The sequence below is a fragment of the Streptacidiphilus sp. MAP12-33 genome (genome assembly GCF_041261265.1).
Taxonomy (GTDB): Bacteria; Actinomycetota; Actinomycetes; order Streptomycetales; family Streptomycetaceae; genus Streptacidiphilus.
Map to the genome: position 1 here is coordinate 85,367 of NZ_JBGCCA010000023.1, position 23,731 is coordinate 109,097.

Below are 23,731 nucleotides of genomic sequence, written 5' to 3' on the forward strand. Positions count from 1 at the left end.
CGGTGGTCAGCAGGACGCGGTGACGGCGGCCGGCCGGTGCGGGGCCGGGGGCCGCCAGCGGCGGTGGACGGGTGCGGCGGCCTCGCGCAGCAGGTGCAGGCGCGGCGGCACGCGGTCCGCGCGCGGACCCGGGGGCTTGCGGCTGCCGGCCTGCCAGGGTTCGGGCCAGCGGGCACCGGGGCCGGTGTAGCCCTGGTCGACCGCGGCGTGCAGGGTCCACTGCGGGTCGTACAGGTGGCCGCGGCCGACGGCGACCAGGTCCGCGCGCCCGGCCAGCAGGATCGAGTTGACGTCGTCGTAGCTGGACACGGCGCCGACGGCGATGGTCGGCACCCCGGTGGCGTTGCGGATCAGGTCCGCGTAGGGCGTCTGGTAGGTGCGTCCGTACGCGGGCCGCTGGTGCGCGACCACCTCCCCGGTGGACACGTCGATCGCGTCCGCGCCGGCGTCGGCGAGTGCCCGGCTGATCGCGACGGCCTCGGCCTCGCTGGTGCCGTTCGCGGCCCAGTCGGTGGCGGAGATCCGCACCACCAGCGGCTTCGCCACCGGCCAGACGGCGCGCACCGCCGCGAGGACCTCACGCGGGAGGCGCAGCCGGTTCTCCAGGCAGCCGCCGTACCGGTCGGTCCGCCGGTTGGTGAGCGGCGAGAGGAAGCCGGAGGCGAGGTGGCCGTGGCCGAACTGGAGCTCCAGGGCGTCGAAGCCGGCGCGGTCGGCGCGCCGGGCCGCCTCGGCGAAGTCCCGGACGACGGCCGCGATGTCGCCCGGTGTGGCCTCGCGGGGAGCGGGGTGGCCCGCGTCCCATGCCAGTGGCGAGGCGGCGAGGGTCGGCCAGCCGTCCTCCCCGGCCAGTGGCCGGCCGACCCCGTCCGGTCCGGGCACCGCGGTGGAACCACGTCGCCCGGCGTGGGTGAGCTGGATCCCCAGCGGCGTGTCCGCGACCTCGCGCACGGCCCGGACGACCGCGCTCCAGGCGGCCTCCTGCTCGTCGTTCCACAGTCCCGGGCAGGCGGCGCTCGCGCGCCCCTCGGGACTGACCGCCGTCATGCCCGCGAAGACCAGGCCCGCGCCACCGAGGGCCTGGGCGGTCAGCTGGGCCTGCTCGAAGGAGTCGGGAACGCCGCCGGAGGCGGTGAAGGTCGCCAGCGGCGGGACCACGACGCGGTTGCGCAGGCGCAGCCCGGCCAGCCGCAGCGGCTGGAACATCGGCGGGGCTCCGGAGCCGTCACCGACCGCCGCGTCGACGGCGTCGACGAAGCCGACGTCGCGGGCGCGCAGGTTCCCGTAGGTGACGCGGCGGCTGCGGGTGAGCAGGTTGAAGGCGAACTGGTCCGGGTCCTGCCCGGTGCGGCGGCCGATGCTCTCGAACCACTCGAGGCTCGCCTGGGCGGCGCGCTGGACCGACTCGACGGCGGGGCGGCGTTCGGCCTCGTAGGCGGCCAGCGCCTCGGGCACGGTGGGCTGTTCGTGCAGGCTGGCGACGAGGGCCAGCGCGTCCTCCATGGCGAGCTTGGTGCCCGAGCCGATGGAGAAGTGGGCGGTGTGGGCGGCGTCGCCCAGCAGCACCACGTTGCCCCGGCTCCAGGAGGCGGTGCGCACGGTCGAGAAGGTGATCCACTTCGAGGCGTTGGGGATCAGCCGGCGGCCGTCGAGGTGGTCGGCGAGCAGTTCCTCGCAACGACGCACGCTCGCCTCGTCGCTCTCGCCCCGGGCGAACTCCCGGTCGGCGAGCGCCGCGAAACCGGCGCGACGCCAGGCGTCCTCCTCCATCTCCACGATGAACGTGGAGCGGTGCTCGTCGAACGGGTACGCGTGGACCTGGAGGACGCCGAAGTCGAACTCCTCGACGATGAAGGTGAACGCCTCGAAGGCGCGGTCGGTGGCCAGCCACATGTAGCGGCAGGTGCGCTCGTCCAGGTGGGCGCCGAAGTCCTCGGTGTAGGCGGCACGGGTCTCGGAGCGGACCCCGTCGGCGGCCACCACCAGGTCGTACTGCCCGGACAGCGCCTCCACGTGCGGGGCCGGGGTGCCGTAGCGCACCTCCACGCCGAGTTCGGCGCAGCGCTGTTGCAGGATCTCCCGCAGCCGGTTGCGGTCCAGGGCGGCGAAGCCGTGCCCGCCGGAGGTGCGGACCTCGCCGGCGTAGCGGATGTCGATGTCGCTCCAGCGGGCGAACTCCGCTTCCATGGCGGCGAACACGGTCGGGTCGGCCTGGGCGATGCCGCTGAGGGTCTCGTCGGAGAAGACCACGCCGAAGCCGTAGGCGGCGTCGCGGGCGTTGCGCTCCCAGACGACGACCTCCCGGTCCGGGGAGAGCTGTTTGGCGAGGGCGGCGGTGTAGAGCCCTCCGGGTCCGCCTCCGATGACTGCGATGCGCATGGGGTCCTCCCTGGCGTCCGGCGCCGGGTGTGGTCGATGAGGTGCTGGTCGATGCAGTGCTGGTCGATGCAGTGCTGGTCGATGCGGAGCTGGCGGGTGGGTCGGTCGAGCGGTCGGCGCCGCAGCGACGGCGCCTCCGGGCGTCGGCGGCGGGACGAGGCGCTCGTGGCCGGGGCCGCTCAGGCGCACGGCTCAGGCGTAGGACTCGGGCGTCTGCGGCCCGGCCTCCGCCAGGGCCCTGCGGACGTGGTCGGGCCAGCGTTCGGTGCCGCGAGCGGTGGCGGCGGAGTGCACGACCGACATCGCGCCCGAGGCCGACAGGCCGCGCGGTCCGTGCACGTCGAAGGTGTAGTGCAGGGACGAGGCACCCACCCGCACGACGCGGAACTCGACCCGGACGAGGTCGCCGAACCACAGGCGCTCGCGGTAGTCGGCCTCGAAGTGCACGCGGGGGATGCTGCCGAAGAGCTGCGCCAGACCGAGCCTGCGCAGCAGCACCGCCTCCGCCGCCTCGGCCCACCGCTGGATCGAGGAGAAGTGGTAGTGCCCGGCCGCGTCCGTGTCGTGCCACTCGACCCGGCGCTCGACCACCACGCCGGCCGGCAGGCCGGCGGCGGCGCGCCGGGCCGGGTCGGCCGGCTCCTGCGCCGCCATCAGCCGCAGCCGGGCCCGGTCGATCTTGCCGCTGGAGTTGCGCGGGAGTCCGGCCGCGAACTCCACCGCGCGCGGGTACTTGTAGGGGGCGATGGCCTGCTTGACGAAGTCCTGGAGGGCCCGGGCCGTCGCGGGTCCGGCCGGCACGCCCTCGCGCAGGACCACGTACGCCTTGACGACGGCACCGCGACGCGGGTCGGGCGCGCCGGTGACCGCGCAGTCGGCCACGTCGGGGTGCTCGGCCAGGGCGTGCTCGACCTCGGGCGCGGCGATGTTGTAGCCGGAGGAGACGATCATGTCGTCGCTCCGGGCCTGGAACCAGAAGTAGCCGTCCTGGTCCCGGACATAGCTGTCGCCGGTGATGTTCCAGCCGTTGCGGACGTACTCCGTCTGCCGCCCGTCGTCCAGGTAGCGGCAGCCGGTCGGGCCCTTGACCGCCAGCAGGCCGGGCCGTCCGTCCGGTACCGGGTTCCCGTCGCGGTCCACGACCGCGGCCCGGTAGCCGGGCACCGGTCTGCCGGTGGCGCCGGGTCTGATGTCGTCGTCCGCGGCGGAGATGAAGACGTGCAGCATCTCGGTGGCGCCGATCCCGTCGATGAGCCGGTGCCCGGTGGCGGCGTGGAACTCCCGCCACAGCGCCTCCGGCAGCGACTCCCCCGCCGACACGCAGCGTCGCAGCCCGGCGAGGTGGTCGGCGAGTCCGCCCGCGAGAATCGCCCGGTAGGCGGTGGGGGCGGTGAAGAGCACGGTGGCCTGCTGCTCGCTCACCTGCCGGGCGAGCTCCGCCGGGGTGGCCTGCTCCAGCAGCAGGCTGGCTGCGCCGACGCGCAGCGGGAAGACGACCAGGCCGCCGAGTCCGAAGGTGAAGGCGAGCGGGGGTGTCCCGGTGAACAGGTCGTCGGGCTCCGGCGCGAGGACGTGCCGGGAGAAGGTGTCGGCGTTGGCCAGCACGTCGCGGTGGAAGTGCAGGGTCGCCTTGGGCCGGCCCGTGGTGCCGGACGTGAAGGCGATCAGCGCGACGTCGTCGGCGGCCGTGGGGACCCCCTCGAAGTGGCCGTCCTTGTCCAGGCAGCGTGCCGTCAGATCGCCCTCGTCGTCCCCGCCGTAGGCGAGAACCGTGAGCCCGGGCAGCCGCGCCGCGGTCGGCTCGGCGAGGAACCGGTGGTCGCAGAGTGCGACCGAGGGCCTCGCGATCTCGCAGACCGCCGTCAGCTCCCCGGCCCGGAGCAGCGGCATGGTCGTGACCACCACTCCCCCGGCTTTCAGCACCCCGAGCCAACAGGCGACCAGCCAGGGCGTGTTGGGACCTCGTAGCAGGACCCGGTTGCCGGGCACGAGCCCGAGGTCCTCGGTGAGCACCTGGGCCACGCGGTTGGCCCGGAGCCGCAGTTCACCGTAGGACCACTGCTCGGTGGGGGTGACCAGGCAGCGCCGGTCGGGGCCGAGCCTCGCGATCGTGTCGTCGAGCAGCGCACGGGCGCAGTTCAGGCGGTCGGGATAGGCCAACTCGGGCAGGTCGAAGAGCAGTTCGGGCCACTGCTCGAAGGGTGGGAGGCGGTCGCGGCAGAACGGATCCACATGGGCGGACGGGGAGAGCTCCATGGTAGCACCTCGTTCGGGTCGGCGGGGAGTACGGCAAGTATTGCGCCATCGTGACGACAGTCAAGAGAACGACATATTTTGAGATGGCAGACCGCCCGGGCCCTGCCCTGCGCTGGTTACACGTGTTATCTTTCGTAACACCCGAAGGAGATCGACTCAAGCCTGGAGCTCCCATGACCCAGCCGGACGCGCCCCCGATCGACATGAGCTGGCCCCCGCCGCGCTACCTGCCGCCGCCCCCGCCGCGGGTCGACGCCGACGGCACCCGCCGGTTCGAGGGCGTCACCTACGCGACGACCTTCGGCTACCGGCCGCGGCTGCTCGACGTCCTCGTCCCGGCCACCGCCGCGGACGAGGGTCCGGTTCCCGTGGTGGTGTGGATCCACGGCGGCGGCTGGATGGACGGGGACCGGCGCTACCCGCCGCCGACGGTCCCGGCCGAACTGCTCTTCGGCTCCGCCCTCGCCGCCGGCCTGGCCGTGGTCACCGTGGACTACCGGCACAGCCTGGAGGCGCCGTTCCCGGCCCAGCTCCACGACATCAAGGCCGCCCTCCGCTACGTGCGGCACCACGCCGGGACGTTCGGCGTCGACGGCGACCGGGTGGCCGTGTGGGGCGAGTCGGCGGGCGGCCATCTGGCGGCGCTGGCCGGGCTCACCGGCCGGCCGTCGGGCACGGGGCCCCACGAGGGCGAGGAGGGCGTGACGGGCGAGGACACCTCGGTGTGCGCGGTCGTCGACTGGTACGGGGTCTCGGACATCGCCGCGGCCGCCCGGGCGTTCCCCGCGCAGCTCGCGGCCGCCGGCCCGGCGGGCGGCTCGCTGGACCCGTACACCGCCCTTCTGGGCGCCGCGCCGCAGGAGCAGCCGATCCTGGCCCTGGCCGCCAGCCCGGTCTCCTACACGGCCGACGGCGACAACCCCCCGTTCCTGCTGATCCACGGCACGGCGGACGGCCTCGTGCCGTTCGAGCAGAGCGTCGCCCTGGCCGACCGCCTGCGCGCGTCCGGCTCACCGGTGGAGCTCGTCCCCGTGGAGGGCGCCGACCATATCTTCCTCGGCGCCGCGGACATCCCCGCGCTGGTCCGGCGCAGCGTCGACTTCCTGGCCGACCACCTCGGCGTGTCCACCGCACGCTGAGCCAGGACCGCACCAGGCCCGGGACCGGACACTCCGTCAGGTCCCGGGCCTCGGCCCTTCCTACGCCTGCGCCGGCCCCTCCCGCAGCAGCGGCCGGGCGAAGGCCCGCCACAGCAGCAGCGCCGCACCCGCGCCGAAGCACGCACCGGCCACCACGTCGCTCAGCCAGTTCGCCTGCAACCAGGTGGCGCTCCACATGTCGAGGACCGTGGCGAGGCCACCGACCGGCCACCAGAGGCGGCGCCCTCGGCCACTGAAGACCAGCAGGCCCACCAGCACGGTCAGTGCGGCCGCGCTGCACGCGTGGGCGGAGGGGAAGGACGCCCCGCTCACCAGGACCAGCGGCTCGTCGGGTCGGGCCCTGCCGACGATCGTCTTGATCGGCAGCAGCACGATGTTGCTCGCCACGGCGCCACTGACGGCGCACAGCGCGGACCACCGCCGCCCGAGGGCGAGGAGCCAGCCCACCAGCACACCCCAGGCCACCAGCCCCGCGGGGCCGCCGAACCCGCCCTCGACCATCACCGCCACGAGGGTGAGCAGGCCGCCCTGTCGGCCCGTCATCGACGACGCCCAGGAGCCGTCCATCGACTGCACGAAGCCGTGCGGCTCCCACGTCAGGGCGAGCCCGACCGAGGCCCCAGCGGCCAGGAGGGCGACACCCGCGATCACCGCGGCCCTGCGGGGTGCCACCGGGACGTGGTCCCCGGTGTCGTCGCCGGTCAGGGGCCGCACGGGCGGGCCGGGGGTCGTCTGTGCTTCGAAGGACATGGCTCAGCGCCTCTCATCACGTCGTCAAGGGGGGAGTCGGGCCGTGCGGGTGCCGTGCCCGGGCGGCCAGGACGGCCAGGACGGCCAGGACACAACTCTATTGGTATTTTGACGGCCGTCACAATGACTGCACAACGGCGCTGTCGACCCGCGCGGCGGATAATGTCCGAGGTCGGCAAGCCGGCTGCGCCAGGTGGCGCCGGGTGACGGAGAGGAAGAGAACGGATGTCCCTGGAGGAAGGCCGACGCGTCAGGCTGACGGAGGATCTCGGCATCGGTGAGGCGGTCGCGGGTGATCCCGGAGCCGTCGTCGGGTACCTCTCGCTGGGCGCCGGGCTCGAGGGCACCGTCGAGCGGGTGGACGGAGAACTCCCGGAGAGCGAGGGGGTTCGCGAGTACCAGCGACTCAAGGCGCTCTTCGAGCAGTACGGCCACACCATGCCGGCGGCGAGCCTCGCGCGGCTGGAGACGGAGATCGCCGCACTGGAACCCGAGTGGGCCGCGCACCGGGAACAGGGAGCCCGGGTGACGGTCCGGGTGCGGTGGGACAACGGCTTCGTGCTCGACGGAGCACACCAGGACGTCCTCACCCCTCTGTGAGCCGATCGGCCCTGTGCGCGGATCTCCGCCGCGACAGCCACCCACCGTGCTGGTTGTATGGACGCAGCCGTCACCATCCGTTCTCCGGGCCCGGGGAGCGCAGCACAGAGAGCGGAGCGTGCGCCGATGACAGCCGACACGGGTGTGCGCCGCGACCCTGTGCGCCTCGGGCTGATGGTCGGCGCCCTGGGCGTCGTCTTCGGCGACATCGGCACGAGCCCCATCTACACGATGGCGACGCTGTTCAACCCCGGCGACCCGCATCCGGTGCCGCTGAACACCGAGAACGTCTACGGCATCGTCTCCCTGGTCTTCTGGTCCGTCGTCATGGTCGTCTCCGTCACGTACGTCTCGCTCGCGATGCGTGCGGACAACGACGGCGAGGGCGGCATCATGGCCCTGATCACGCTGCTGCAGCAGAAGATCTCCCGTCGGGGCAGGCGCACCGCGGTGTGGCTCTCGGCGCTCGGCGTGTTCGGGGCTGCCCTGTTCCTCGGCGACAGCATGATCACCCCGGCCATGTCCATGCTGTCCGCCGTCGAGGGTCTCAAGATCGTCGATCCGGGCCTGCACGACCTCGTCATCCCGATCACGACGGTCATCGCGGTGCTGCTCTTCCTGTCGCAGAAGCGCGGGACCGAGGCCGTGGGGAAGCTGTTCGGGCCGGTCATGATCATCTGGTTCGTCGCCATCGGCGCGCTCGGCATCTCCGGCATCACGGACGAGCCGGCCATCCTGCGCGCCCTGTCGCCCACGTACGCGCTCGGCTTCGTGTTCCACCACTTCAACATCGCCTTCTTCGCACTCGCGGGCGTCGTCCTCGCCTTCACGGGCGCGGAGGCCCTCTACGCGGACATGGGCCACTTCGGCCGCCGCTCGATCAGCCGGTCCTGGACCCTCCTGGTGCTGCCGGCCCTGACGCTGAGCTACTTCGGCCAGGCCGCGCTCATCCTCAAGGACCCGACCACCATCAGCGGCCCGTTCTTCCTGCTGGCGCCGGGCTGGGCGCGGGTGGGGCTCGTCGTACTGGCCACTGTGGCGACCGTCATCGCCTCTCAGTCGGTCATCTCCGGCGCCTTCTCCGTCGCCTCCCAGGCGGCCCAGCTCGGCTACCTGCCGCGCCTGCGGATCGCCCACACGTCCGAGAAGACGATCGGGCAGATCTACGTCCCGTGGATCAACTGGCTGCTGATGGTGTCGGTGCTCGGGCTGATCTTCGCCTTCCGCTCCTCGGCGCGGCTCACCTACGCCTACGGCATGGCGGTGACCGGGACGATCACCATCTCCACCGTGCTCTTCCTGTACGTCGCCCGGCAACGGTGGAAGGTCCGGCTGCGGTGGATCCTCGTCGGCGGGATCGTCCTGCTCTCGGGCGACCTGATGTTCCTGGCCGCCAACCTGACCAAGGTCACTCACGGCGCCTGGCTGCCGCTGCTGATCGGCCTGATCGCCTTCGCGATCATGACCACCTGGCGCCGGGGCCGCGACATCGTCACGGAGAACCGCGAGCACCTGGAGGGCCCGCTGCGGGACTTCGTCGACGACCTGGAGACCGACCGGCAGGTGCGGCTGGTGCCGGGTACCGCGATCTTCCTCAACCGCTCGTCCACGACCGTGCCGCTGGCGCTGCGGGCCAATGTGGAGCACAACCACGTGCGCCACGAACACCTCGCGGTGGTGGCGATCCGGACCGAGCCGATCCCCCGGATCCGCCCGGAGGACCGCATCGTCGTGGACAGCCTCGGCAGCGGCACGGACGGGATCATCCAGGTCACCGCGAGGTTCGGCTACATCGAGACGCCCAACGTCCCGGCCGCGCTCGCCCTCCTCAGCGCGGAACAGACCGAGGGGCGCATCGACGTGGACACCTGCACCTACTTCCTCTCCAAGATCGAGCTGACGCCCGGCCCCGAGCGGACGCTACCGAAGTGGCAGAAGCGCCTCTTCATCGCGACCTCGCACATCACCTCGGCCGCCGCCCCGTACTTCCAGCTCCCGCAGGACCGCACCGTCATCATGGGCTCGAACGTCGAGGTGTAGCTGTCGAGGTGTGGGTGTCGAGGTGTGGGCGGAGCGGAGCCATCGGCCGGAGACGGGCCGTGGAGCCGGAGGCTCAGCGGGCGTATCGTCAAGACCATGGGCTTGCTTGACTCTTGGACCGCGGGCAGTCACACGGCCGACGGCCTCACGTATCCGACGTACCGCAAGGGCAGCGGGCCCGGGGTGATCGTCATCCACGAGATCCCCGGCATCACCCCCGGGGTGATCGGGTTCGCCGAGCAGGTGGTCGCCCGCGGGTTCACCGTGGTGCTGCCCTCGCTCTTCGGGCGCCCGGAGGGCCCGGCCAGTGCCGGCGAGGCGCTGCGCAGCATCGCGCGCATCTGCGTCAGCCAGGAGTTCAGCCTGTTCGCGCTGGGGCGGACGACCGGATGCGCGCCATGGCTGAGGTCTCTGGCACGGCGCCTGCACGACGAGCTCGGCGGCCCCGGCGTGGGGGCGCTGGGCATGTGCTTCACCGGCGGCTTCGCGCTGGCGATGCTCGCGGACGCGCCGATCGCGGCGCCCGTGCTGGCCCAGCCCGCGTCGCCCGCTCCGCTGGGGCGCGCACGCGCGGCCGACCTCGGTCTCGGTCCGGCCGACCTGGCCTCGGTGAAGGCCAAGGTCGCCGCCGGATGCCAGGTCCTGGGCCTGCGCTACGACCGCGACCCCGCGGTCGGCACCCGTTTCGACACCCTGCGCCGCGAACTGGGCGACGGCTTCGTCGCCGTGGAGTTCCCCGGCCGCAAGCACTCGACCCTGACCGAGCATCCGCAGCCCGAGGGCGTGGAGCGGGTCCTCGCCTTCCTGGAGGAGAAGCTGACCACGAAGCCGGAGACCTGATCGGTCGACGGATTGGGCGGGCCCGGCTCGCACTCGGACGGCGACCGCTCCGGCCGAGGGCCCGGAATCCGTCGGCCACCGCGGGGAACCCGGACCGGGGACGCCGCGTCCCAGGTCCATGACGATGACGAAGCGGATGAGCGCGCTGGGGCTGACGGCAGTCGCCGGGCTGCTCCTGACGACGGCGTGTGCGGGTGGCGGCCCCGCGCCCGCGGCGAACGGGCTGGTGCGGGTCACCGCGCCGGTGGCGGCCGCACCGGCCGCCGACACGCGGTCGGCGGCGAACGCGAGTGCGGAGCTGGGCCTGGCGCTGCTGGGCCGGCTGGGCGGCAAGGGGGACATCGCCGTCTCGCCCGCGAGCCTGGAGGGAGCGCTCGCCCTGCTGCTGCCCGGCGCCAAGGGGGCGACCGCCGACGAGATCCGCGCCCTGCTGGGCACCCGGCTGACCGGCGACGCCTACGCCGCCGCCCTCGGCGCACTGCGCCGAGCGGAGCTGGCACAGGCCGCCGGCGACCACAACGACCTCGGCTACGCGGACGACCTGTGGGTCCAGAACGGCCTGCCGCTGCGTACCCCCTACCTGCGCACCCTCGCCGCCGCCTTCGACACGGGCGTGCACACGGTGGACTTCGAGAAGGACACCGCAGGGGCGATCGCGGCGATCAACGCACAGGTCTCGCGCGAGACGCACGGATTGATTCCGACCCTCTTCCAGCAGGGCAGCCTGGACCCGTCGACAAGGCTCGCGCTGACCGACGCGCTCTATCTCCACGCCGACTGGGCCCGGAGCTTCGACCCGGGGAAGACCGCGCCGGCACCGTTCCACCTCGCGGACGGCCGCACGGCGCAGGTCGCCACGATGACCGGGACGGGCCCCGTCCGAACCGGCGTCACGGCCGACTGGCAGACGGCGGAACTCCCCTACCGGGGAGGCCATCTGGCGATGGAGCTGTTGCTGCCGACGAGCCCGGGCCTCCAACTGCCCACCGGCGCGCAGCTGACGGCGGCTCTCGCCTCGGTCGGCGGCGCATCGGCCGTCGTGCATCTGCCGAAGTTCCATTTCTCCTACGGCCAGGAGCTGTCGGCGACACTTCAGGCGCTCGGCGTGCGCACCATGTTCAGTCCGGCGGCCGACCTGAGCGGGATCCCCTCCGACGGAACCGGACTCCACGTCAGCACGGTGATCCAGCGCACCAGGGTGGACGTGGACGAGCAGGGCACCACGGCCGCCGCCGCGACCGGGATCGGCATCGCGGCGTCGGCCGAGATGCTTCCGCCTCACGAGATCCGGTTCGACCGGCCGTTCGTCTTCCTGATCCGGGACGTGGACACCGGCGACGTCCTCTTCCTCGGCCAGGTCACCGACCCGCGCTGACCACGCCACAATCCGAACAATCCGAGCCCGTGCCAGCAGGTCGGCACATGGTTGATATTGCCAACCATCCCGACCTACCGTGGCAATTCCTTGAAGATGTCAACCATGTATGCTCTTCACTGACCCCCTCGCTGGAGCTCTGCCATGCCTTCCGCCCTCTTCGTCGTCACCGGCGCCGCCCACTGGACCCTGGCGGACGGCACCGAGCACCCCACCGGCTACTGGGCGGAGGAGCTCGCCGAGCCGCACCGCGTCTTCCGGGCGGCCGGCTACGCGATCACCATCGCCACGCCGGGCGGCGTCCCCGCCCCGGTCGACCCGGCCAGCCTGAGCGCCGCCGCCGACGGCGACCGGCGCCACGCCGGCTACCTCGACGGCATCCGAGCCGCACTGGACCACCCCGCCCACCTGGAGGACGTCGACCCGGACGCCTACGACCTGGTCTTCTACCCCGGCGGGCACGGCCCGATGGAGGATCTGGCCGTCGACGAGACCTCCGGCCGCCTGCTCACCCGCGCCCTGGACACCGGAACCCCGCTCGGTGTGGTCTGCCACGCGCCCGCCGCGCTGCTCGCCGCCCGAAGGGCGGACGGGAGCCGGCCGTTCGCCGGCTACCGGATGACGGGCTTCAGCAACGCCGAGGAGCAGGCCGCCGGTCTCGCCGACAGGGCCGCCTGGCTGTTGCAGGACCGGCTGGTCGAGCTCGGCGCGGACTTCGTGGCGGCCGCCCCCTTCACCCCGCACGTCGTCGCCGATCGCAGCCTGTACACCGGGCAGAACCCGGCGTCCTCGGCCGCCGTCGCCCGGGCCATGGTCGACGCGCTCGCCACCGAGCCGGCCACCGTGGTGGCCCGGCTGCGCGGACAAGCCGATCTCCTGAAGCCATCCCGGGACTCCGCCCCACTCACCGAAGGACGTTCATGAGCACTGTTGACCACCGGTCGGCCGTCGCCGCCGAGACCGCCCGGTTCGTCACCGTCGCGACGGGGGCCGACCTGTCGACCCCCGTCCCGACCTGCCCCGGCTGGACGCTGACCGATCTGGTCCGGCACGCCGGCAGCGTCCAGCGCTGGTTCGCCGTGCTGCTGCGCGGGCGCATCCAGCAGCCCCCGACCAGCCGCGACGTCGAGCTCAAGCTGCCAGAGGAGACGGCCGGCTACCCGCAGTGGCTCGCCGACAGCCTGGTCGAGGCCACCGGCGCGATCGACGCCGGCGACCTCGACGAGCCGATGTGGGCCTGGGGCGTCGACCAGCACGCCCGCTTCTGGGTGCGGCGGATGCTGTTCGAGACCGTCGTGCACCGGGCGGACGCCGAGCTCGCCCTGGGCCTGCCCGTCGAGATCGAACCCGCGCTCGCGGTGGACGGCGTGGACGAGTTCCTGGTCAACCTGCCGAACGCCTTCATGTTCGCCCCCAGGACCGCCGAACTGCGTGCCGCGCACCGGGCCGTCCGCTTCAGCTGCCCCGAGAGCCGGTGGCTGGTCCGCCTCCGCCCCGACGGTTTCGGCCTCGAGCCGGACACCGACGGCCCGGCCGACGCCACCGTCCACGCGGCCACCGCGGCCGACCTGCTGCTCCTCCTCTACGGCCGCCACGACCGCACCGCCGACGCCTTCGAGGTCTCCGGCGACCAGGACCTGCTCGACCACTGGTTCACCCACTCGCAGTTCTGACCACCCGCTCCACCGGTGGTGTGCGAGGGCCGGTGTGGGGCCGGGGTGTGGGCCGAACGGGTGCGCCGATCGGCCCGCCTCCTGCGGGGGCGGGCCCCGGCCCCGTTGGATGGAGCCGCAACGGTTGATCGTCGTCAGGAGGCCGAAGTGCCGAAGCCCTCGACAGAGCCGGCGGCCACGTCGGAACCCCGGGCGCTGCTCCGGCCGGCGGGGCGGTTCCCGCATCCACACGGGTGGGAGGTGGGGGGCGGCCGGGCCGGGCGGGCCGCCGAGCGCCCGACGCGCCGGGGCCGGGGCCGGGAGACGATCGATGCCTGAACCCGCGTCGCCCCGGCTGCTGCTGGCCCGCCACGGGCTCACCGAGTGGGCCCGGTCCGGACAGCACACCGGCCGCACCGACCTGCCACTGCTGCCGCTCGGCGAGAGCCGCGCCCGGCTGCTCTGAGCTTGACGTCGTCACTCGCGGTGGTCGTCGTGGGTTCCACCAGCGGAGTGACTCCGGGAGCCGCCACCCGCGTGGTAGCGGGCCGCGGCGGCCTGGCTCACGGCCCGTCCCCGGAGCCCTGCCTGCCGAGGGCCCGGCCGGCGTCCCCGACCACGCGCACGACATGGCCTGCCGCCTCGATCCGGGCCAGGGTCGCGGACACCAGGGCCAGCGCCGTGCTGTCCAGGGCCGCGACGCGCTCCAGGTCGAGCACGATCGACTCGGCGCCGCTCGCGGCCGTGGGCCCGGCCCCGGACGCAGTCGCAGTCGCAGTCGCGGACGTGAACGTGGACGCGAAGCGCCGCAGGGTGTGGACGAGCCGTTCGGCGGCGGTGAAGTCCAGGGATCCCTGAGCCGTCACCAGGAGCGCACCCGTCCGGGGGTCCCGGCGGGCGGTGGTGATCGTGGGCGCGCTCGGAGCCGGGTTGTGCAGGAGGTGGAGCCCGAACCGCGCGGACAGCTCCCGCAGGGCGGCCACCGCCCGCACGGGGTTGCCGACCGGGTCCAGCGGCGGGCTGTAGCAGGCGATGCCGAACCGTCCGGGGCTGACCGCGAGCAGCCCGCCGGACACGCCGCTCTTGGCGGGCAGGCCCACGCGCAGCATCCAGTCGCCCGAGGCGTCGTACATCCCGCAGGTGGCCATGACCGCGAGCACCTGCACGGCGACGGGCTCCGGCACCACCTGTTCGTCGGTGACCGGGTTGCGCCCGCCGTCGGCCAGGGTCGCGGCCATGACCGCCAGGTCGACGGTGTCCACCAGGACGGCGCACTGGCGGAAGTAGACGTCCGCCGCCTCAACCGGGTCCAGGCGCAGTCTGCCGGAGGCGCGCAGCAGGTGGGCCAGGGCGCGGTTGCGGTCACCGGTGGCCGCCTCGGCCTCGTGGACCCTCTCGTCGACGTCCAGCGTCCGGCCGGCGAAGCGGCCGAGGACGTCCAGGATCCGGGCGAAGCGCTCCTCGTTGTCGGCGGCCCCGATCAGGCTGCTGGTGGCGATCGCGCCGGCGTTGATCATCGGATTGGCGGGGCGGCCGGTGCCGGGCTCCAGGCTGATGGCGTTGAAGGCCTCGCCGCTCGGCTCCGCACCCACCCAGCGGGTGGTCTCCTCCAGGCCGAGGTCGGTGAGGGCGAGCGCGAACACGAACGGCTTCGAGACGGACTGGATGGTGAACCGGGTGTCGGACTGACCGGCCCGGTAGCGGTGCCCCTCGCGGCTGACCAGGGCGAGCCCGAAGTCGGCCGGATCCGCCAGCGCCAACGGCGGGATGTAGCGCGCGACCTCACCCTCCTCGTCGGCGGCGAGGCGGTCCCGCAGGTCCGCCAGCGCCTCACTGATCACGTCCGGGGGGTCGGCTCCGGCGTCCCTGCTCGTCATGGCTCCATGCTTGGCGCCGTCCGGACGGCCCGCAACGCGGGCCGCACGACGCGTCACAACGGCCAGACCAGCGGCACGACGCTCATGGCGACGACCAGGTACCAGCCCATGATCGGCAGGCCGAACTTCCAGTAGTCGCCGAAGCGGTAGCCGCCGGGACCCATGACCATCATGTTGGCCGCCGTGGCCACCGGGGTGAGCAGCGCCGCGGCAGCGGGCACGGCCACGCACATCAGGACCGGGAGCACGGAGACACCGGCGTCCTGGGCGGCGCTGACGGCGACAGGGGTCACGATCAGCGCGGTGGCCATGTTGCTGATGAACTGCCCGAGCACGGCCGTCAGCAGGAAGACCGCGAGCAGCAGCAGCCGTCCGTTGCCGGAGGCGGCGGAGACGACGAGGTCGGCGATGTCGTCGGCGGCCCCGGACTGCTTCATCGCGACGGAGAGCGGGAACATGCCGCCGACGATGACGAGGGTGGTCCAGGAGATCCCGGCGTAGGCCTGCGGGACGGTGACGGTCCGCAGGGCCACCAGCAGCAGCGCGGCCAGGGTGGCGGCGACGGCCGGGGCCGCGGCGCCCGTGCCGAGCAGGACGACCATGCCCGCCAGGACCCCGAGGGCGGCCAGGGCGGGCCGCCCCAGCGGCGCGGCCTGGCCGCGCACCTCGTGCGGCCGGTCCACGACGAGGACGTCGCGCCGGCGTGCGGCCCGGTCCAACTCGTCCCAGCGGCCCCGCAGCAGCAGACCGTCACCGGCGGCCAGCGAGGTGGGCTCGGGGCCGACCTCCGCGCCCTCGCGGTGGATCGCGAGGACCGAGAGGTCACCGGTCGCGCTGGCCATGCCGGGGAACGCGGTCGTGCCGACCAGGGCCGAGCGGGGGCTGACAACCAGCTCGACCAGCCCGGCGTCCCGGTTGACCAGCACGTCGGCCAGGTGTTCGTGCAGAGGCGGCGGCAGCGGTTCGAGGCCGTGGGCCCGGCCGAACGCGGCCACCTCGTCCGCCTCGCCGCGCAGCACGACGATGTCGCCCGCCTCCAACGGAGCGGTGCCGCGCGGGTCGTGGCCGTCGGCGGTCATGGCGCCGACCACCAGCACACCGGGTGGGGCCTGGCCGGCGAGTGCGTCCAGCGGCGCGCCGACGCCGTCGGAGGCGCTCGTCACCTGCGCCGCCGCCGAACCCTCGGCCAGCGCGTAGTGGTCGATCAGCGTGCGGGCGTGGCGGCTCAGGTCGGCGGGGATCGCGTCGGGTGTCCGCTCCGGCAGGAGCCGCGGTCCGAGCAGCACGGCGACGGCGATCGTGCCGGCCAGCACCGGCACGCCCACGAGCGCGAACTCGAAGAAGCCGAAGGGCCGCGCCCCGGCCTCGCTCGCCGCCTCGGAGACGATCACGTTGATCGGCGAGCCGATGAGCAGCAGCAGGGATCCCGCGTGGGCGGCGAAGGCCAGCGGCATGGCCAGCCGCGAGGACGGCACCCGCAGCCGCACGGCGAGCAGCACCGTCATCGGCAGCAGCGCGGCGACCGCGCCGTTCACCGTGATCAGCGCGGTGAGCAGCCCGCACGCCGTCATGGTGAGGACCAGCAGCCGCCGCGTCCCGGCGCCGACCACGGACGCGAGGGCGCGGCCCGCCCACGCGGTGACCCCGGTGGCCTGCAGCGCCGTGCTGACCACGAACAGGGCGGCGACGAAGGCGACCACCGGGTCGCCGAACCCGGCGAACACCTGGCCGGTCGTCAGGATGCCGGTGGCCAGCAGCGCCAGGGCCGAACCCAGCGCCACCAGCTCCACCGGCAGCCGGTTCCACACGAACAGGACGACCACCAGGCCGAGGACGACGAGGCAGATCGCGGCATGGCTCACGACGTCACCGCCTCACCGCCTCCGGTCGCCGCAGGTCAGATCTTGACCGGTGCGCCGGGGCCCATCGGAATGCCGATCAGGTACCAGATCACGAAGAAGACCAGCCAGGCGACGCCCACGACCACCGTGTAGGGGACCATCAGCGAGATGACGGTGCCGACGCCCGCCTTCTTCCGGTACTTCTCGCAGACCAGCACGATGAAGGGCAGGTAGACCATCAGCGGGGTGATCACGTTGGTCGGCGAGTCGCCGACGCGGTAGGCGGCCAGCACCGTCTGCGGTGCGACGCCGAGGCGGATGAAGAGCGGCACGAAGATCGGCGCGAAGATCGCCCACTTGGGGATGATGCCGGGGATGATCAGGTTCAGCAGGTAGGTCACCAGGATGAAGAGGATGAGCAGCCACAGCGCCCCGATGTTGGCGCTCTCGAGCTGGTCGGCCAGCTTGACCGCGGCGACGGTGGCCATGTTGCTGTAGTTGAAGTAGGCGATGAACTGGGCGATGATCAGCAGCAGGAAGATCAGCCCGGCCAGTCCGGCGAAGGTCTTCGTGATCGCCTCCATCGCGGCGGCGCTGCCCTTGAGCGTCCTGGCACCGGCGCCGTAGGCGAGGCCCATGACCAGGAACGCGATCATGATGATCACGATCAGGCCGTCCATGAAGGGCGAGTCCTCGAAGAGGCTGCCGGTCTTGGGGTTGCGCAGCGGCGCTCCGGGGATGAACGCGAGCAGCGTGACGGCGATGACGACGGCGACCAGGGCCAGGCCCGCGTACCGCAGGCCGCGCTTCTCGGCCGCGGGATCGAGTTGGCCGTCCGTCTCCAGCGCGGCGCTCGGGCCCTCGTAGCGGCCGAGCCGCGGCTCGATGATCCGCTCCGTGATGAAGGTGATCACCGCGGTGAGGAAGAGCGTCGATCCGATCGCGAAGTAGTAGTTGGCCGTCAGGTTCAGCGACTCGCCCGGATTGACCAGTTTGATCGACTGGTTGGTGATCTCGGTGATGATCCCGTCGACGGGCGCGATGAGGATGTTGACGCCGAACGCGGCGCTGACCCCGCCGAACGCCGCCGCGATGCCCGCCAGCGGATGGCGTCCGGCGCCGAGGAAGGCGACCGCGCCGAGCGGGATGAGCACCAGGTACCCGGCGTCGGTGGCGATGCTGGAGACGATGCCGGCGAAGACGATGATGGCCGTGAGCGCCCAGGCGGGCGCGCGGTGCACCAGTTTCCGGATCAGCGTGGCGATCAGCCCGGACTCCTCGGCCAGGCCGACACCGACCATGACCACCAGGATGACGGCCACGACGCCGAAGTCGTTGAAGTTGTGCGTCATGGAGGTGAAGAGGAACCGCACGCCGTCGCCGGAGAGCAGACTCTCGACCTTCTTGGTCTCCATCACGGTCACGTAGTTGTGGGTGTACTGCGTGTCCGGGGGCAGCGCCGTGCCCGGGTACTCCGTGCCGCCCTCGTGCACCTGCGTGGCGGGGGCGGGGACGGACTGCGCGGTCTCGTAGGTGACGTGCACGTTGAAGGCGGACAGGATCGCGGACAGCACGATCACCAGCACGCACAGCAGCAGGAAGATCACGGCCGGGTGCGGGACCTTGTTGCCGACCCGCTCGATCAGGTCGAGGGCCTTCTGCATGCCGCCGCCGGACTTGCCGGTCTCGTCCTTGCCGACCGCGGTGGCGGAACTCCCCTCGTCGTCACCCGGGTTGACCGATGCGAGCGCGCTCATCAGCGACTCACCTCGCTCACGCCGTGCACGGCGCTGCCGCTCTCGGCGGTCGTCGGCGGCGAGAAGTCGAGCGCGAGCCGCGCGAGCAGGCGCGCACCGAAGCCGGTGCAGCCCTTGGTGCGCCAGGAGGCGGCACGGTCGTTCTGGGCCGGGCCCGCGATGTCGATGTGGGCCCAGGGCCGACCGGCCACGAAGTCCTCGAGGAACAGGGCCGCGTGGATCGCGCCGCCGTTGGGACCGCCCAGGTTCTTGATGTCCGCGACGTCCGAGTCCAGCTCCGCCCGGTAGCGGCGCGACAGCGGCAGCTGCCAGGCCGGCTCGTCGACCTCGACGGAGGCGTCCAGCACCTGGTCCACCAGGCCCTGGGCGTTGCCGAAGACCCCCGCGATCTCCGTGCCGAGGGCGCGCATGCAGGCGCCCGTCAGGGTGGCGATGTCGACAATGGCGTCGGTGGGCTCCTCGGTGGCGAGGACGAGGGCGTCCGCCATGACCAGGCGGCCCTCCGCGTCGGTGTTGATCACCTCGACCGTCGTGCCGCCCCGGATCCACAGGACGTCACCGAGCTTGGTGGCGGAGCCGGAGGGCATGTTGTCGGTGCACATCAGATAGCCGGTCACCGCCGTGCGACAGCCGAGCCCGGCCAGCACGGACATCGCGGCCAGGATGCTCCCGGCCCCGGTCATGTCGTTCTTCATGGTCGCGTGGACCGCGTCCGCCGGCTTCAGGCTGATGCCGCCCGAGTCGTACATGATCCCCTTGCCGACCAGGGTGAGCCGGCCCTGCGGCGGGCCGTCCGCGGCGGGCGGGGTGTAGGTCAGCTTGATCATCCGGGCCTCGTCGACGCTGCCGGCGTTCACGCCGAGCAGACCGCCGCAGCCCATGGCCCGCAGCGTCTCCTGGTCGAAGACCTCGACGCCGAAGCCGGTCTCCGCGCCGAGCTCGCGCGCGCACCGCGCGATGCGCTCGGCGTTGAGCAGGCTCGGGGGCGAGTTGGCCAGGTCGCGGGAGAGCCGGGTCGCGCGCGCCATCCACCAGCCGCGCCGGGCGCCGCGCTCGCCGTCGGCGCGGGAGGCATCGGGCAGCACCAGGGTCAGCGAGGTCACGCCGGCGCCGGCCGGCTCGGTCTTGATCGGGTCGAAGGTGTAGCGAGCCATCAGCGCGCCCTCGACCAGGGCCTGCGCCGCGGCCTCCGCGTCGACGCGGTCCGACTCGGGCACCGCGACGACCAGCCTGGCGTCCGCGGTGGCGGCGAGGGCGAAGGCGGCGGCGGCGTCACGCAGGGCGGTCACGCCGAGCGCGTCGGCGGTCCCGGTCCCGAAGAGGACGACCGGTCGGCCGCCCTGCCCGGGCACCAGGAGTGTCTCCCCCACGCTCCCGGTGAACCCCGCCGCACGAAGCTCGGCCGCGCCGAGCCCGAGCGGCCCCGGCGGCGCGGCACCCACGGCCATCGGCAGGCCCAGCACCCCGTCCGCCGCGTCGTCGGCGGACGCGACGACCGCGAGGGCGGCGGGGCGCCGCCATGAGGGAAGGGGATCGAACTCTTCGGCGTCGACGGCCACCATCTCCGGCTCCTCCCGGGCCCGCGCTCCCCCGCCGTGCGGGGTGCACGAGCCGGGCGGGCCAGCCCCAGTGGTCCCACGAGGACCGGAGCTCCACACATCGGCGCGCCGCTACGTGCGCCGACCGGGTGACCCACGGAAGCCGGGGCCGATGTCCCGAACCGGAAAGGTCGGGTCGTCAGGCCGAAAGGATGCGCTGCTTCGCCTGCGCGAACTCCTCGTCCGTCAGCATGCCCTGCTGGTGCAGGGACGCGAGGCGCTCCAGGTTGGCGAGCGCCTGGTCGTCCAGCCCGCCCGGCGCGGGCGCGGCCTGCACGGGTTCCGGGGCGACGGGTGCGGCGGGTGCCGCGGGTGCCGCGGGAGGCGGCTGGGACTGTACGGCCGCCTGCTGGTGCCGGGCCGCCACGCGTCCGGAGACGGCGGTCGCGGTGCCCGCGATGACGGCGGTCCGGGCGGCGGTGCCGATGAGCCCGGGGCGGCCGCCCCGGGCGACACGACGTCCGATCATGATCTTCTCCTCCGAAGAGCGGTCGCGGAAACGGGACCGGGCGGTGCGGGGCGCCTCACAGGCCGATGGCGGCCAGATCGGCCTCGACCACGCTGGCGGGCACCTGCTCGCGTGCGACCAGCACCCCGCCCGCCGCCTTCAGCGCCCGCGTCAGCGGCGCCGCCCAGGCGTTCTCCCACACGATGATCGCCGCGGAACTGTCCGGCGGGATCTCCTCGCAGATCGACGCCAGGTCCTCGTCGCTGAGCAGCCCGTTGATCTCGCCGTCGACCTCGGCGAAGACCGCCGCCTCGTCGGGCTCGAGTGCCTCGAGCTCCAGGACCTCCACGGCACCGTCCGCGTCGCGCTTGATGAACGTCAGGTCGATGATGCGCACGATGCCCGCGGCGGTCAGGCGCCTCAGCTCGGGGGCGATGTCGCCTTTGAACCTGTTCCCCGGGAACGCCATCACCGCGTACTCGACCGGTCCCATGTCCATGGCCGCGCTCCTTCCCGGACCCGGTGCCAGGCCCGCCCTCCCATCGTCCGCCCGACGGATCCGGGCGGCGACCGGGAACGGCCGTGCTCCGGCGCCGGTCGCCTCAGCGGGCACCCGGTGCGGGGCGCGACGGACGGGCCGCCGGGGCCGTCGGCACGCCGGGTTGGGCTGTCCGGACGACACCGTGGTCGAGTCGCGACAGCCGTCGATCAAGGCCAGGCTGAAGGAGGGGCCACTCCTGCTTGTTTCAGCCGAGCGCGCCGAAAGGACAGTGGCGGCCATGACCACGACACCTCAGGCCCAGCAGGGCGAGACCCACGGCCCCGGAGCGATCCCCGGCCCCTCCCTGTTCGCGGGAACGGTCCTGCTGCTGAGCGGGCCACTGAGCATCCTGCTGGGCGTGACGGGCATCGACCGCGATCACGTCTTCAATCCGGCACGGTACGTCTACCGGTTCGACCTCACCGCGTGGGGCTGGATCCATCTGGTCGTCGGGGTGGCGCTCGTCGCCGCCGGCATCGGCGTGCTGGCCGGCCGGAGCTGGGCGCGCTGGCTCGGCGTCACCGTGGCGGCGGTCAGCCTCGTCACGCAGTTCATGTTCCTGCCGTACTACCCGGCGTGGGCGATCACGGTGATGACCCTCGACCTGCTGGTGGTGTGGGCACTCACCAGATTCCGCGCCTGACCCGACCGGGCCCTGCTCGTCCGTGCGGCGGCGGCGCCGGCGGCGAAGCGTGAAGGGGTACTTCGGCAGGGTGTGGTCCAGCCACGCGGTCGACGCCTGCCACTTGCCGGTGCCCGGGTCGAGCCGGAGCCGGCGCACGGACACGCCCTCGGGAGCCCGTGTTTCCCGTGCCGCGTCGCCCTCGGACAGGCCGCGAGGTGCCCGCGCGCACCTCGCGGCCTGCGACACGGTGTCTACTCAAGCGGCCCCGAGCCGCGCACCGTGCCGCGCGGGTGTTCGCGACGCCGACGCCGAGGCCGGGTCAGTAGCCGTAACCGCCGCCCGAACCGCTACTGCTGCTGCCCGTCGGACTCGGCGCCGGGGCGGCCGGGGCGGTCATGATCGCGTTGCCGTCGGCCCCGACCACGTACCAGGTGCCGCCGAAGTTCGTGACGCCCTCACCGTTCACGTCGCCTGCCTTGGTGTCCTTGACGAACGTGTAGAGCGGGTGACCGTGGTACGTGACCTGCGTGGTGTGGTCCGTGCGGTTGGTCGTGCCGACCATGGAGGCGGTCACGCCGCTGTTGCCGGGCATGCCGGTGGTGTGGTCCGGCGGCCAGAAGGTCGCGCAGGTGCCGTAGCAGGTGGACTTCGACCCGGAGTCCGCGGTCAGCAGGTAGAGGGTGTGGCCGGAGCTGTCGACGAGGATCTGCCCGTACTTCGAGTTCGCGGTGTGCAGCGCCGCGGTGGACGCCGGGGTGGACGCCGAGGCCGACCCTGTGGCGGAGGCCGGCGTGGTGACCGCGTTCTTGGTGCTGGAGCTGCAACCGACGGCCACGGCCGCGACGGCGACGGCGATGGCGGGAACGGCGAGGAGGCGGTTCATGACGATCTTCTTCCGATGGGACCACCGCGTCACCTGCTGCGAAGCGGTCGATCCGCCCGACGATGGGTCCTGCCCGGTACTACGCCCCCGGACGGACCCCGGTTCAAGACCGCCCGTCCTGCAAGGGGGGCTCGGGCTGTCAGTGCGGGGTGCCGCCGCGCAGGAGCAGCAGGGCCACGTCGAGGGCGGCCAGCGCGATCGTGAGGAGGAAGGGCAGCCGGCTCGCGGGGCGTGCAGGCCACGGGGACGCTGCGGCCGCCGCGAGGAGGCTAGCTGTGACCAGGCCGGACCAGCCGGCAGCGCCCGGCGGGCCCGGTGGACCGAGGATCAGGACCGCGGAGGCCGCGAGCAGCAGGCAGGCGGCGAGGGCCCTGCTGCGGGCCTGGCCGAGCCGGTGCGGCAGGCCGCGCACGCCGCAGGCGAGGTCGGCCTCGATGTCGGGCAGCACGTTGGTCAGGTGGGCGCCGACGCCGAGCAGCGCTCCTGCGGCGAGCAGCCACGCGGGGGGCCAGGGGTGGCCCGGCAGGCCGAGGGTGACGAAGGCCGGAAGCAGCCCGAACGACAGGGCGTAGGGGGCGAAGGACCAGCGGGTGCGTTTGAGCACCGCGTTGTAGGCGAGCCCGGACGCCACCGCGACCAGGTGCACCGCCCCGGCCGACACACCGGAGGCCAGGGACAGCGGCACACAGGCCGTCGCCGCGACGGCCGCCGTCACCGCGACGCCGGACGCGGACAGGGTGCCGACCGCCAGCGGTTTGTCGCGCCGCCCGGCGGCGATGTCGCGCCGCAGGTCGAGCAGGTCGTTGGTCCAGCCGATACAGAGCTGGCCACTGAGGACTGCGGCCGCCACCAGCGCGCATCCCCTCGGGTCACGGCCCAGGGCGGCGGCGAGCGCGGTGGCCATGACGGTGACGGCGAAGGCTGGGAGCGGATGCGCGGCGAGCAGCAGGACCAGGGGTGAGGCACCACGCCGTGACAGCGGTTCGACGAGGTGAGGGGGCTGGTCCGGCGAGGCCGGTGCCGCGTCGGGGGGCACACGCCGATGCTAGGGGCCCTGGAGTCGACGGCGCGTCAGCCACGCGCGGGTGGGCGGCAGATCGCGGCATCCG

Annotated in this window: 20 protein-coding genes and 1 pseudogene; 9 read left to right on the forward strand and 12 right to left on the reverse strand. The window is 73.2% G+C overall.

What is annotated here, in order from left to right; translation table 11 throughout:
• Positions 1 to 6 precede the first annotated feature (6 nt).
• From ABH931_RS22750 to ABH931_RS22760, 3 genes and pseudogenes are all read right to left on the reverse strand, one after another.
• Positions 7 to 2,379 carry an FAD-dependent monooxygenase gene (locus tag ABH931_RS22750; RefSeq protein ID WP_370116183.1) on the reverse strand — a complete coding sequence of 791 codons (2,373 nt, stop codon included), beginning with the start codon at positions 2,377 to 2,379 and terminating at the stop codon, positions 7 to 9.
• Positions 2,380 to 2,571: 192 nt separating this feature from the next.
• Complete coding sequence (locus ABH931_RS22755) at positions 2,572 to 3,033, reverse strand: acyl-CoA thioesterase (protein ID WP_370116271.1); 462 nt, start codon at positions 3,031 to 3,033, stop codon at positions 2,572 to 2,574.
• A gap of 3 nt (positions 3,034 to 3,036) precedes the next feature.
• A pseudogene (locus ABH931_RS22760) lies at positions 3,037 to 4,635 on the reverse strand (AMP-binding protein); the annotation flags it as partial.
• 173 nt (positions 4,636 to 4,808) lie between these two features.
• Here ABH931_RS22760 and ABH931_RS22765 point away from each other — a divergent pair.
• Entirely contained in the window at positions 4,809 to 5,774 is a 966-nt protein-coding gene (locus ABH931_RS22765) for an alpha/beta hydrolase fold domain-containing protein (protein ID WP_370116185.1), read from the forward strand.
• A 60-nt stretch (positions 5,775 to 5,834) separates the two neighbouring features.
• Here the strand turns inward: ABH931_RS22765 and ABH931_RS22770 are convergent, their stop codons facing one another.
• Positions 5,835 to 6,545: a phosphatase PAP2 family protein gene (locus ABH931_RS22770; RefSeq protein ID WP_370116187.1), complete on the reverse strand. Its 711-nt coding sequence runs from the start codon at positions 6,543 to 6,545 to the stop codon at positions 5,835 to 5,837.
• 225 nt (positions 6,546 to 6,770) lie between these two features.
• On the opposite strand from ABH931_RS22770, the gene ABH931_RS22775 reads away from it, so the two are divergent.
• The 7 genes from ABH931_RS22775 (at position 6,771) to ABH931_RS22805 (ending at position 13,518) form a co-directional block, all read left to right on the forward strand.
• Positions 6,771 to 7,145 (forward strand): hypothetical protein, encoded by a 375-nt coding sequence (locus ABH931_RS22775; RefSeq protein WP_370116189.1) that lies wholly within the window; start codon positions 6,771 to 6,773, stop codon positions 7,143 to 7,145.
• Positions 7,146 to 7,271: 126 nt separating this feature from the next.
• A complete protein-coding gene (locus ABH931_RS22780; protein WP_370116191.1) occupies positions 7,272 to 9,185 on the forward strand; it encodes a potassium transporter Kup in 1,914 nt (637 codons plus the stop codon).
• 96 nt (positions 9,186 to 9,281) lie between these two features.
• Positions 9,282 to 10,025: a dienelactone hydrolase family protein gene (locus ABH931_RS22785; protein WP_370116193.1), complete on the forward strand. Its 744-nt coding sequence runs from the start codon at positions 9,282 to 9,284 to the stop codon at positions 10,023 to 10,025.
• A 124-nt stretch (positions 10,026 to 10,149) separates the two neighbouring features.
• Entirely contained in the window at positions 10,150 to 11,400 is a 1,251-nt protein-coding gene (locus ABH931_RS22790; RefSeq protein ID WP_370116195.1) for a serpin family protein, read from the forward strand.
• A 144-nt stretch (positions 11,401 to 11,544) separates the two neighbouring features.
• A complete protein-coding gene (locus tag ABH931_RS22795; protein ID WP_370116196.1) occupies positions 11,545 to 12,324 on the forward strand; it encodes a type 1 glutamine amidotransferase domain-containing protein in 780 nt (259 codons plus the stop codon).
• A complete protein-coding gene (locus ABH931_RS22800; RefSeq protein WP_370116198.1) occupies positions 12,321 to 13,073 on the forward strand; it encodes a maleylpyruvate isomerase family mycothiol-dependent enzyme in 753 nt (250 codons plus the stop codon). Before ABH931_RS22795 ends, ABH931_RS22800 begins: the two co-directional genes overlap by 4 nt.
• A gap of 310 nt (positions 13,074 to 13,383) precedes the next feature.
• Positions 13,384 to 13,518: a histidine phosphatase family protein gene (locus tag ABH931_RS22805; protein WP_370116200.1), complete on the forward strand. Its 135-nt coding sequence runs from the start codon at positions 13,384 to 13,386 to the stop codon at positions 13,516 to 13,518.
• A gap of 97 nt (positions 13,519 to 13,615) precedes the next feature.
• Here the strand turns inward: ABH931_RS22805 and glsA are convergent, their stop codons facing one another.
• The 6 genes from glsA to ABH931_RS22835 form a co-directional block, all read right to left on the reverse strand.
• Entirely contained in the window at positions 13,616 to 14,929 is a 1,314-nt protein-coding gene (gene glsA / locus ABH931_RS22810; RefSeq protein WP_370116203.1) for a glutaminase A, read from the reverse strand.
• 53 nt (positions 14,930 to 14,982) lie between these two features.
• Positions 14,983 to 16,791 carry an SLC13 family permease gene (locus tag ABH931_RS22815; RefSeq protein WP_370116205.1) on the reverse strand — a complete coding sequence of 603 codons (1,809 nt, stop codon included), beginning with the start codon at positions 16,789 to 16,791 and terminating at the stop codon, positions 14,983 to 14,985.
• Between the two features lie 35 nt (positions 16,792 to 16,826).
• On the reverse strand, positions 16,827 to 18,527 hold the full coding sequence (locus ABH931_RS22820) for an AbgT family transporter (RefSeq protein WP_370116207.1): 1,701 nt from the start codon (positions 18,525 to 18,527) through the stop codon (positions 16,827 to 16,829).
• Entirely contained in the window at positions 18,527 to 20,089 is a 1,563-nt protein-coding gene (locus ABH931_RS22825; protein WP_370116209.1) for a M17 family metallopeptidase, read from the reverse strand. Before ABH931_RS22825 ends, ABH931_RS22820 begins: the two co-directional genes overlap by 1 nt.
• Positions 20,090 to 20,264: 175 nt before the next feature.
• Positions 20,265 to 20,594: an SHOCT domain-containing protein gene (locus tag ABH931_RS22830; RefSeq protein WP_370116211.1), complete on the reverse strand. Its 330-nt coding sequence runs from the start codon at positions 20,592 to 20,594 to the stop codon at positions 20,265 to 20,267.
• 55 nt (positions 20,595 to 20,649) lie between these two features.
• Entirely contained in the window at positions 20,650 to 21,072 is a 423-nt protein-coding gene (locus ABH931_RS22835) for a DUF6325 family protein (RefSeq protein ID WP_370116213.1), read from the reverse strand.
• A 280-nt stretch (positions 21,073 to 21,352) separates the two neighbouring features.
• On the opposite strand from ABH931_RS22835, the gene ABH931_RS22840 reads away from it, so the two are divergent.
• Positions 21,353 to 21,757, forward strand: a complete 405-nt coding sequence (locus tag ABH931_RS22840; protein WP_370116215.1) for a hypothetical protein — start codon at positions 21,353 to 21,355, stop codon at positions 21,755 to 21,757.
• A gap of 301 nt (positions 21,758 to 22,058) precedes the next feature.
• On the opposite strand, the gene ABH931_RS22845 is transcribed toward ABH931_RS22840, so the two are convergent.
• Positions 22,059 to 22,622 carry a hypothetical protein gene (locus ABH931_RS22845; RefSeq protein WP_370116217.1) on the reverse strand — a complete coding sequence of 188 codons (564 nt, stop codon included), beginning with the start codon at positions 22,620 to 22,622 and terminating at the stop codon, positions 22,059 to 22,061.
• A 139-nt stretch (positions 22,623 to 22,761) separates the two neighbouring features.
• Positions 22,762 to 23,658, reverse strand: a complete 897-nt coding sequence (locus ABH931_RS22850; protein ID WP_370116219.1) for a UbiA family prenyltransferase — start codon at positions 23,656 to 23,658, stop codon at positions 22,762 to 22,764.
• Positions 23,659 to 23,731 lie beyond the last annotated feature (73 nt).

What these genes read in the sequence shown, in the direction of transcription:
- ABH931_RS22750 (WP_370116183.1), bottom strand. Translation starts at nt 2,379, where the DNA reads ATGCGCATCGCAGTCATCGGAGGCGGACCCGGAGGGCTCTACACCGCC.
- ABH931_RS22755 (WP_370116271.1), bottom strand. Translation starts at nt 3,033, where the DNA reads ATGGCGGCGCAGGAGCCGGCCGACCCGGCCCGGCGCGCCGCCGCCGGC.
- ABH931_RS22765 (WP_370116185.1), top strand. Translation starts at nt 4,809, where the DNA reads ATGACCCAGCCGGACGCGCCCCCGATCGACATGAGCTGGCCCCCGCCG.
- ABH931_RS22770 (WP_370116187.1), bottom strand. Translation starts at nt 6,545, where the DNA reads ATGTCCTTCGAAGCACAGACGACCCCCGGCCCGCCCGTGCGGCCCCTG.
- ABH931_RS22775 (WP_370116189.1), top strand. Translation starts at nt 6,771, where the DNA reads ATGTCCCTGGAGGAAGGCCGACGCGTCAGGCTGACGGAGGATCTCGGC.
- ABH931_RS22780 (WP_370116191.1), top strand. Translation starts at nt 7,272, where the DNA reads ATGACAGCCGACACGGGTGTGCGCCGCGACCCTGTGCGCCTCGGGCTG.
- ABH931_RS22785 (WP_370116193.1), top strand. Translation starts at nt 9,282, where the DNA reads ATGGGCTTGCTTGACTCTTGGACCGCGGGCAGTCACACGGCCGACGGC.
- ABH931_RS22790 (WP_370116195.1), top strand. Translation starts at nt 10,150, where the DNA reads ATGACGAAGCGGATGAGCGCGCTGGGGCTGACGGCAGTCGCCGGGCTG.
- ABH931_RS22795 (WP_370116196.1), top strand. Translation starts at nt 11,545, where the DNA reads ATGCCTTCCGCCCTCTTCGTCGTCACCGGCGCCGCCCACTGGACCCTG.
- ABH931_RS22800 (WP_370116198.1), top strand. Translation starts at nt 12,321, where the DNA reads ATGAGCACTGTTGACCACCGGTCGGCCGTCGCCGCCGAGACCGCCCGG.
- ABH931_RS22805 (WP_370116200.1), top strand. Translation starts at nt 13,384, where the DNA reads ATGCCTGAACCCGCGTCGCCCCGGCTGCTGCTGGCCCGCCACGGGCTC.
- glsA (WP_370116203.1), bottom strand. Translation starts at nt 14,929, where the DNA reads ATGACGAGCAGGGACGCCGGAGCCGACCCCCCGGACGTGATCAGTGAG.
- ABH931_RS22820 (WP_370116207.1), bottom strand. Translation starts at nt 18,527, where the DNA reads ATGAGCGCGCTCGCATCGGTCAACCCGGGTGACGACGAGGGGAGTTCC.
- ABH931_RS22825 (WP_370116209.1), bottom strand. Translation starts at nt 20,089, where the DNA reads ATGGTGGCCGTCGACGCCGAAGAGTTCGATCCCCTTCCCTCATGGCGG.
- ABH931_RS22830 (WP_370116211.1), bottom strand. Translation starts at nt 20,594, where the DNA reads ATGATCGGACGTCGTGTCGCCCGGGGCGGCCGCCCCGGGCTCATCGGC.
- ABH931_RS22835 (WP_370116213.1), bottom strand. Translation starts at nt 21,072, where the DNA reads ATGGACATGGGACCGGTCGAGTACGCGGTGATGGCGTTCCCGGGGAAC.
- ABH931_RS22840 (WP_370116215.1), top strand. Translation starts at nt 21,353, where the DNA reads ATGACCACGACACCTCAGGCCCAGCAGGGCGAGACCCACGGCCCCGGA.
- ABH931_RS22845 (WP_370116217.1), bottom strand. Translation starts at nt 22,622, where the DNA reads ATGAACCGCCTCCTCGCCGTTCCCGCCATCGCCGTCGCCGTCGCGGCC.